General features: G+C 47.8%; 10 protein-coding genes. 1 reads left to right on the forward strand and 9 read right to left on the reverse strand.

The features are described from left to right. Positions 1-229: 229 nt before the first annotated feature. A complete protein-coding gene (locus AB7U36_RS13025; protein ID WP_428160194.1) occupies positions 230-631 on the reverse strand; it encodes a GAF domain-containing protein in 402 nt (133 codons plus the stop codon). Positions 632-1,031: 400 nt separating this feature from the next. Between AB7U36_RS13025 and AB7U36_RS13030 the strand changes: the two genes are divergently transcribed. After that, on the forward strand, positions 1,032-1,490 hold the full coding sequence (locus AB7U36_RS13030; protein WP_428160195.1) for a hypothetical protein: 459 nt from the start codon (positions 1,032-1,034) through the stop codon (positions 1,488-1,490). 401 nt (positions 1,491-1,891) lie between these two features. On the opposite strand, the gene AB7U36_RS13035 is transcribed toward AB7U36_RS13030, so the two are convergent. The 8 genes from AB7U36_RS13035 to AB7U36_RS13070 all read right to left on the reverse strand — a co-directional run bounded on the left by AB7U36_RS13035 (position 1,892) and on the right by AB7U36_RS13070 (position 8,659). Next, entirely contained in the window at positions 1,892-2,710 is an 819-nt protein-coding gene (locus AB7U36_RS13035) for a hypothetical protein (protein WP_428160196.1), read from the reverse strand. 303 nt (positions 2,711-3,013) lie between these two features. Then, complete coding sequence (locus AB7U36_RS13040; RefSeq protein WP_428160197.1) at positions 3,014-3,520, reverse strand: hypothetical protein; 507 nt, start codon at positions 3,518-3,520, stop codon at positions 3,014-3,016. A 68-nt stretch (positions 3,521-3,588) separates the two neighbouring features. Continuing rightward, on the reverse strand, positions 3,589-4,602 hold the full coding sequence (locus tag AB7U36_RS13045; RefSeq protein WP_428160198.1) for a DUF1214 domain-containing protein: 1,014 nt from the start codon (positions 4,600-4,602) through the stop codon (positions 3,589-3,591). 42 nt (positions 4,603-4,644) lie between these two features. After that, the gene (locus AB7U36_RS13050; protein ID WP_428160199.1) at positions 4,645-4,821 is read right to left on the reverse strand and encodes a hypothetical protein; all 177 of its coding nucleotides are present in this window, start codon (positions 4,819-4,821) and stop codon (positions 4,645-4,647) included. 84 nt (positions 4,822-4,905) lie between these two features. Further along, entirely contained in the window at positions 4,906-5,676 is a 771-nt protein-coding gene (locus AB7U36_RS13055) for a hypothetical protein (RefSeq protein WP_428160200.1), read from the reverse strand. A 183-nt stretch (positions 5,677-5,859) separates the two neighbouring features. Next, positions 5,860-7,293, reverse strand: a complete 1,434-nt coding sequence (locus tag AB7U36_RS13060) for a DUF1254 domain-containing protein (protein WP_428160201.1) — start codon at positions 7,291-7,293, stop codon at positions 5,860-5,862. A gap of 72 nt (positions 7,294-7,365) precedes the next feature. Beyond that, positions 7,366-7,689 carry a hypothetical protein gene (locus AB7U36_RS13065; RefSeq protein ID WP_428160202.1) on the reverse strand — a complete coding sequence of 108 codons (324 nt, stop codon included), beginning with the start codon at positions 7,687-7,689 and terminating at the stop codon, positions 7,366-7,368. Positions 7,690-7,786: 97 nt separating this feature from the next. After that, a complete protein-coding gene (locus tag AB7U36_RS13070; RefSeq protein ID WP_428160203.1) occupies positions 7,787-8,659 on the reverse strand; it encodes a mechanosensitive ion channel family protein in 873 nt (290 codons plus the stop codon). Positions 8,660-8,816 lie beyond the last annotated feature (157 nt).

Consider the following 8,816-nt stretch of genomic DNA (forward strand, 5'->3'; position numbering starts at 1 on the left):
ACGGTTAAACCCTTGGGAGTATCGGCTATATTTTCAACCTACTTCATATATTCAATGTTATTTATAGTAATATCTTTGTTGGTCCGTTCTAAGGCTCACGCCTATAAATGACATAAGAATGAGGTTGATTTCTATCCCTGCTGCTCTCCCGGAAAGATGGAGCAATCCACCCTCCCGGGAGATGTGCAGATGCGGGATTTGCTCGCTTCAACGCCACCCCTTACCTCTTCTATAACCAGATGTCGTGTATCTCATTGACACTCTCTTTTATCTCCTGAACAGTGGTTGAGAGTCTGAAATACATCAGAGCCATGCCGACATTATGGGTCAGCACCTCCAAAAAGGAGAGCTCCTCCTCTGAAAGATCCCACACCTTTGAGTGATATATTCTGAGAGCGCCGATCACTTTGCCCCGAATATTGATGGGAAGGGACACAATGCCTCTTATCCCTTCGTCTTGCGCTTTTTCAGGATACTGCAGAAGATCGCTCTTTTGTGTGTCTTTGATGATAACAGGGGTTCGGTTTGACTCATGTTTTGTATGGTAGTTCTTGGGTTTATCGGAGCATCTGAAATGATTGGTGTTACATCGTTTTGTCGATTCTGGGGACTGAACACAACTGGCTACCATGCATTTATCCATTTGCTTCGGGCATCAACATGGTCTCTTGATAAGGTTACAGAATATTGGAATCGGTTTGTCCTTTCCCAGAAGGAAACGGTGAAATCCAATGGTCGTGTGATTTTGCAGGGAGACCATACCTATGTCCCTAAGGATGGGCGTCAAATGCCTTGTGTGGCTACCTTGCATCAGCATTCAGAGACCCAAAGCAAGCCATCCTATTTCCGTGGTCATTGCTGGGGGGCCATAGGAATGCTGATTGGATCTATGGCTTCTCCTTTTTGTACACCGTTATCTCTTAAAATCCATCAAGGACTCATTCACGTAAATGATGGGGAGTGCTCTGAGGAAACCAGAGAGACGCTGGGAACCAGGATTATTCAAATGGCGCTAAATTTTGCGATGAAGCATGATGTCCGCAGCGTCCTTACTCTGGACGCTTTTTTCCCCCAGTGCCGATGTCTTCAAACTGGCCGGTTCGGTGTTCTCTGTTCAGCATCAATCGCCATTGATTACGTTGATTATAAGAGCCAAAAAGAACTGTGTGGCCTATTTCGAAGCACAGATACCTCAAAAAAAAGGCCCGGGTAGACCACCAGAGTATGGTGAAAAAGTACGGTTATTAGAGCTATTTGATCATCAACACCTATTCTCAAAAATCGAATGCACAATTTATGGGAAAATTGAAGAGATTTCAATCACTTCCCTGGATTTACTCTGGAAGCCGACAGCTGGTCTGATCCGTTTTGTGCTGGCAATTACCAGTCGTGGTCCTATCGTATTGATGTGCAGTGACCTGCATCAAGATCCTGTTATGGCCCTTGAACTCTATTGCGCCAGGGTCCGTATCGAAACTATGTTCCTATGAATGCGTGGATCTGAGAGGTAATCATTTTGGAATGCCTGGCAAGATCGCGGGTTCTATTTGAATTGTAGGATAGCAAAATCTGTTCCAGCTCATCCCTGAGTCGTAGAAGAGATTTGAGTGTGTGGCGCGGGCTATCCGTACGAATGGGTCTAATCGTGAGCTTGCCGCCGGCAGTCTGCTGTGTTCCACCGAGCGTATTTTCTTTGACCAATTTGGTGTTAGTCATTTCCTGGGCTTGAATGGAAGTGGAGGTGCAGGAAAGTAGTATGAGGGCAAACCCCAACCGTAATACGTTGGTGCAACCAAATTTCGGGTACAAATTAAACAACGTGATTTCCTTTATGGATCAATAAAACGTATTTTTATTGGAGTCATGCATTATCATTTCGATTGTACCTCTGTTATTTAGGGAAAATGAAGGTGAACTGGAACCTCCCACCAAAGCCTTCCGGGCCATTTTCGGTTGTATCGGCCCAATAGCGGACACCCAAAGAGATTTGAACGGGTAATTTGCCGAGCTTGAGCATCTGCGCTACACTGAAATTGAAAGGCACCGACCACGCGTTATTTTCCCAATCATAGGTTGATTCCGTATTCAGGCTGAAGGTGGTATGCGTGCTGGTTATATAGGCCAAGAACGGTTGCATTAAAGTAGAACTGATATCCGCCCGATCATCGTCACCAGCCACCGACCAGATATGATTTGCCAACATACCGTATGTCCAGGGTCCCTGCTGTTTCAGGGCAACACCGGTCGGTCCGATACCGAATTTTTCACCACCGAGGGTGTCTTCTGTGGCAGTGGGCAGGAGCCATACCGGGCCAACCCCCCAGGTCCAGCCTCCTTTGCTAATCGCTTTGGGGGAAAAGAATTGACTGGCAACAATATCACCCATACCTGATTCTCCCATGCCCTTAGCAGGAAGATCATCCGTATCAATCACCGGCAGGATTGTCCTTGTTATGATATTCCAGTTATCGCCCATGGAAAAGGGGATGACAGGCTGAATGTTGAGTACCCATTTCGACCCCTCGTCATCGGGTCCAAAGTTCTCATCGTAATTGACTTGAAAAGGCACATTGATCATGCTGGCAATAGGGTTGGCCAGTTTCTTTGCAAGTTCCACTTGATTTTCTGCCACGCTTGAATGGGCAAAAAATAGCACCACGATGCCCATCACAAACCAGCTAACCATCGTTTTGATCAATCTGTTTTTCATTTTATCTCCTTGTTGGCTTTTTAGTTCTGTCAAAAATCATGTCCAAAAAAGGGTTGAACTAGCACCTTTCCAAGGGTTTGGGCCATTTGGGTCTGTTTCCCTATTTTTTGGGCTGGCTTGAGCGAGTCCACGCTCACTCAAGCTCAAGCCAGCCCTTGCTTTTCCCATTTCTAATCATGAATTTATGACCGCTTTTTTTCATAATTTTTTTGACAATACCGGCTTTTTTACCGACCGGTTTCCAGACCAGATCCAGACACAGAAATGGCCTCCTTTTAATTCAGTAAACATCCAATCCCGACGTTATGGTTCTTCCGGCAGCGGCCTTAACAGCGCCCGAAGCAACGTCCCTTCACCAAATATTTGTTTAAATACGGAAAAGATATTGTAAACCAGCAACGCTCCGGATATAGAGATTACATTTGCCCACACATGAAACCCCTCGACGGTTTGAAATGATTCAATCATGGACGGTATAAAGCCTCCATACTCATGTCGTCCCTCAAAGGATTTTTCCAGCACCAGCACCACAAACACACCAAATGCATAAAAAAGGGTCCGCACGATCACTTCCGTGAGCGCCGGCTGGTTTTTCAACCAGGCTCCCAGGGAAACATGTTCTAAAATCAGCACCACCTTGGCCAGTACCAGCGCCCCCACCAGCGCAGTTGTCAATCCCTTGAATGCAATATCGTATTCTGCCAGGATCAGTTTTTTAATAATTATCAGCACCCCCAGCCAGGCGGCAAAGTAGAGGGTGACCAGCAGCAGTGACCGGACTTCCTCTTTGAGTTTTTCCATGGCACTCATTTGAAGATGCTCTCCTTTTTGTTCTTCTTTAAATGGCCTTCTTACAGTGGCAAATTATAAGGATATGCTTATGTAGCCGGTTTGGCATCGGGAAATGTCCAGAAACCGTTAATAATTTTCTCCTGCGGTCGATACATCCGAACGATGTAATTCCAACCCGGTGTGATCGGCAGATAGTTGGGCATGCCGGGATCACCTCCGAAATGTACCGTCACGGACCCATCGGAATTACGCTTGGCTGTCACGTTATTGACAGAATATGCATCCAGGGCGTTTTTCTCCATAAACCCTTTGGCATTGTATACGGTGATGGATACGAACCCTTCCACGGGCACTTTTTCCGATACCGTCAGGACATAGGGTGTTTTTCCATCGTTTTTTTCGGGAACCACATTCTCATAGATCGCGTCCTTATCCGGATTTCCGCCCCACCCGTAGGCCGTACCCATCAGATGGCTGAGCGGATCCACCTCGTTTTTGTTGCCGAACATGCTCCTGGAGGTGGATCGGGTTGCCGCCAGCACATTGATCGTTTCGCGCATTTTGCTCAGAGAGGCTTTGTCCCATTCCGGGATATTATGCGTTCCCGGGCTTTTTTGACGGACTTGAATCTGATCCTGCAAATTATTGGCCGCCGTTATATCTGCCGGATCACTCGCATTCACAAATGTCCGGATGAGAATGCAAAGATACCGCGTCCCAATCTTGTCTTCTGTGAATGTATATTCTCCCTGATTGTAATCGACTGTAAGCGTATAGTGGTCCTGGTTAATGACCTGCATGGACTGGAATCGCCCTTTGCTGTCCGGTTTCACGATGGTGACCGGCTCAGTAAGATCGAAAATACCAAAGGAATAAATCGTGTCACGATTCATGCGGATCACATTCTGCTTGTCAATGGGCGTTGGTTGGCGGATGTGCACAAATTTACCCAACGCCCCGATTTTGACATAACGCGCCATGGTCATGTCGGTCTCGGCGCGGACGTAATTATCCACGGTCACTGTTTCTGATGCCATGGTGAAAGCCGGACTGAAAAAAATCAGCCCGATGACCGCGAAAATGAAAAGATTTCGTTTCATCGTTTTTGTTCCTTTTTTTACTGATGTATTACCGAAAGAGCATTAATCCGCCATTGCCTTCTTATGGACAAATGCATTTCGGACGGTGTGCTCCCCTGCTTTTTCAGCCTTTTTCATATCCCTTTTTTCAACCGTAACTTTGAAAATCGTTTCGGTAAATTTTGATTTGCGCTCGGCACCAATGGATTCGACCACCGGTGTGGCCAGATCAATGCCCATATCCGCGGTTTCATCGGCTGAAAGATCATGGGGTATTATTGCCTTTTAATCGTTTTTATCTTGTGTCCGGCCTGTGGCAGCCGGTTAAAATATGTACGCTATTTTCAGACCCAGGGTGGTTTCGTCTGCATCATACAGATACCAGTCTGCATCACCCGGGCTGCCGTTTTCCAGATCTACGGCATAATACTGGCCGTAAAGGCTTGTGGTCCAGTGTGTTGCAAATTTCCAGGAAATGCCTGAATTGACATAGTAGGCGCTTTCCGATCCCCCGAATCCAACGTCGAATTTGGTGTTCCAACTCCATTTGTCAGCAAAGGGAACATCGGCGGAAATACCGAGCAGTGCATCGGTCCAGTTTTCATCAATTTCCCGATCGACAGCGGTGACCCCATTTACCACCACATCGGCTTCCAGATCATGACGGATGTATCGAAATCCGGTATACCCCCTGAGAACAACACTTTTGCTTGCATACAACGGATACCCCACGGTCAGCTCTACGCCCTGCATTTCAAAAGAAACATCTGAGGCGATGGTGTTTGCTCCCTTGGTCGTCAGTTGGTCATCTTCCAGTTTGAGTTGACTGAATGACGTCTGGATCATCCATTTGCCGTCTGTGGCAAACATCCCAAATCCAAGGGCGGTTTCCATATAATCCATAATGTCTGACGCAGACAAATCCATATCCACGATGACAGGACCGATGCCGGCATGTGCTACATTAAATCCCAAATCTCCGTCTACTTGCAGAGCGGCCAATCCGGTACCGATGCCGAACTGCCACTCCGCATGGGCGGATGCGGTAAATCCCAGGATACATACCAAAGAGATGATGGCGCATACTTTTTTCATTTTTTCTCTCCTCATTTAAATTATATTTTTAGCGCTTAATTAATATACTGTTGTCTGATAACGCCGCTAATCAGCGGGCGCGGCTTTTTGCGCTCCGCTGATTAGCTTTGTTGGGCGGCCATATGTTGGGCGGCCATATGTTGTGCCAATGTTGACTTGCAATCGCGGCTGCCAGACCGGCATTCACTTCGCCTGCACGATTCCCGGTGGATTCCAACTTCCTGCGCCGGCTGGAAGGATGGAAGGTGCTTCCGTCTTCGGCCAATAGAGGCGCATGACGAGATAGATCGGACCGTCCGGCGCGGGCAGCCAGTTGGATTCCTTGTCGGCGCCGGGGCTCTCTTTCTGGATGTAGATCGTCAGCGAGCCGTCGGCGTTGGTCTTCATGTTCGGCAGCATCGGCGAATTGATGAGATAGCGGTTGATCGGATTCTGGATCAGCAGCTGGCTCTTGCCGTCATACATGGTGACCGACCAGAACGCGTTCACCGGTGGAAGTTTGCCCGCTGCGAAGGTGAGCGTGTAGTTGTGCTTGCTGCCGTCCAGAGTCTTACCGGTAACATCAATCCTCGTCATTGGGTACATCGCCTCGATGCCGTCGTTTCCATAAATACCACCCTTGGCGGCGGCGGCACGCTTCAGCCAATCACCATTATAAAAGGCTCTGTCACCAAATAATGAACCGATCGCCCATCCGTTTATGTCTTTGGCACCCTTGCTCAGATATTCGTCCACTTTGCCGTCGCCTTCTTTCATGGCCAGCAAGACGGCAGCTTGATGTTCCAGCGAGAGATCCTTGAATTCAAAAGTCTTGCCCGGGCCGATGCCGATACTGGCGAGTTTAGTCCGAATATCCTTGTTCTCCGACGTGACCGGCACAAACTGGAGGGCAGCGTCGAGGTACTCGTAAAAGTTCGCCTTGATTCCCGACGTCGTGGCCGGGAGGAAGTCGATTTTCGGTGCAGCGGGCGGTGCAGGTTGGTTGAGGAACGCGGACAGCTGCTGGGCCTTGTATCCGGCCTGAACCTTCAACACGTTAGACATGTCGTCGGCGCTGAAGAGCTGAGTGCGGAAAACGGTAAGAGCAAAGGGCGTCGTTGATTGGAATACCTTTTTAATTCCTGCAGGGGTATCGCCTTTCCAGTCGGGACCCACCACTAGGTAGCTGCCGGCTCCGACACCCGTTGCACGGCTGCCGATATAGCCATAGTTATAGGTATTGCCGTCGATAAGTTGCACAGAGTAGTATCGCTTTTTTTCCACAGCCGGTACGGAGATCACCATCGGTTCCGCACGCAGATCCAGCCAGATCATCGAATACGGTGTGTCGCTGTTAGGTGTGACGACGGCCGTGTCTTTGTAAGTGAAGACGCGGGCTTCGTTAAAGATCGTGTTGAACGGCGCCTTGTATTGCCCCGAGTTCTTGTCCACGCAATACTCATTCATAATCGCGTAGTTCATCACGATCGGCAGACCGTAGATGTAGGCATCCTCTGCGATCTGCTGCGCTTCCTGCACGGAAAGGCTGTTGCTGGACTGAGCAAAGGCCGTTGCAAACGGCAAGGCTAAAAGAAGCGCAAGCGTGCAAGCGGTTGACTTAATGAATGTAGTTTTCATAAGGGTTATCTCCTTTGTATTAATAAAAATTGGTGAATAGGCCAGCTAACGAATGCTTTCAATGCGCCCTGGTTATTCAGCAGGTAATGTCTTCACATTATAGATGGTAGCCTGGTTGGTGGCGTAGTAGTTCACCGGGTTGTCCTTGTCGTCGACAACGGTGATATTGACAAATTCACCATCCATGATGTGGGCTGTATCCGATTTTGTTGACATCCACAATTTCCAGGCATACCGCCAGGCCACCACATCGGAATCCAGAAGATTGTCTGAGATGTCCGGAGTGTATTCGGTGACGAGGGTATCATTAATTTTTTTCTGGAACCGCACCCTGAATCCCAGGGGTTTTGTGATCCATTTTTCTTTGATGATTTTCATTCCTGCGGCAATATCCATGTGTGTTTTTCTCCATCCCTTAAAGGGTTTCAGGCTAAGCGGGTCATGTCGGTTACGTCGTGAAAACTATCTGCAATCACGTTGACGGATTTTTTTGCTATGATGCCGCATTATTCCTATCCATGGACTGGTGGCACAATTGAGCAGTATTGTCGTCCAGACCCGTTGGATCATGGGAAGTATGAAGGTGAACATCCAGCTGATTGAAAGCAAATGAAATTCCTTCAAAGTCAAAGCGCAGTTTGATTTTTTCAGTGAGATCGCACTTTGTAACCCAGAAATTTTCGTTGGCGACCCAGCATCTTGCTCCCAGTTGAATAGTGCTTTCACCTATGGTGAGTACCATTGTCCCTGGTGAAGGCTTGGGAAGAACCCGTGGATCTGCAATCATGATTTCTTCGAGAACCTGCTTGGCTTTTATCAGGTCTTCGAAGAACCCGATTCCTATGTCGATGGCTATCCGCCTGGTTTCGGTATGATGGTAATTGATGATGATATCATCCAGGATTTTGCGGTTGGGGACATACACTACTTTCCCGTCAAAGGTTCTCAGCCGGGTGTTGAGCAGGGACGTGGATTCCACAACACCTATATACTCACCCAGTCTCACCATTTGTCCTGCCTTGAACGGCAACGTCGGCATCAGCGGGCCGATCAGCAGGATAATACCGATGACCACAAAACTGCCTATTAGCATCAAACGAAGGATGGGTCTTGGGGACAACCCCAGCTGAATGCATGCCAAAGCGACGACAACCATGGCAGCCAGCAGAGTGAAGATGATGCAGATGATCGTGACGGTTGATTGCTTTGGTATGTAACGTAACAGGAATTTATACAGAATGCGTGTCATGAGGTTGGCAAGGACCAGGCCCACAATCAGGATCACAATAGCCAGTAACCCATCCGGTCCGCTGTTGACTACCAGATCCCTCAGCTCTTCAAGCGTTTGTTCCTTGATTATGGACATGCACTATCTCCAAAAATTGTTCTTCAGCCGATATTTAGTATCTGCTGATTTTCTATTTTGTTGGCTTTATAGAAGCTATTGAATGTCACCCTACTTCTATTGTACAAAAATTTGAAAAAATGGTCTTATGTTAATAAGCTGTAAATAAAGGATTGAA

The organism is Desulfobacter sp. (assembly GCF_050177295.1).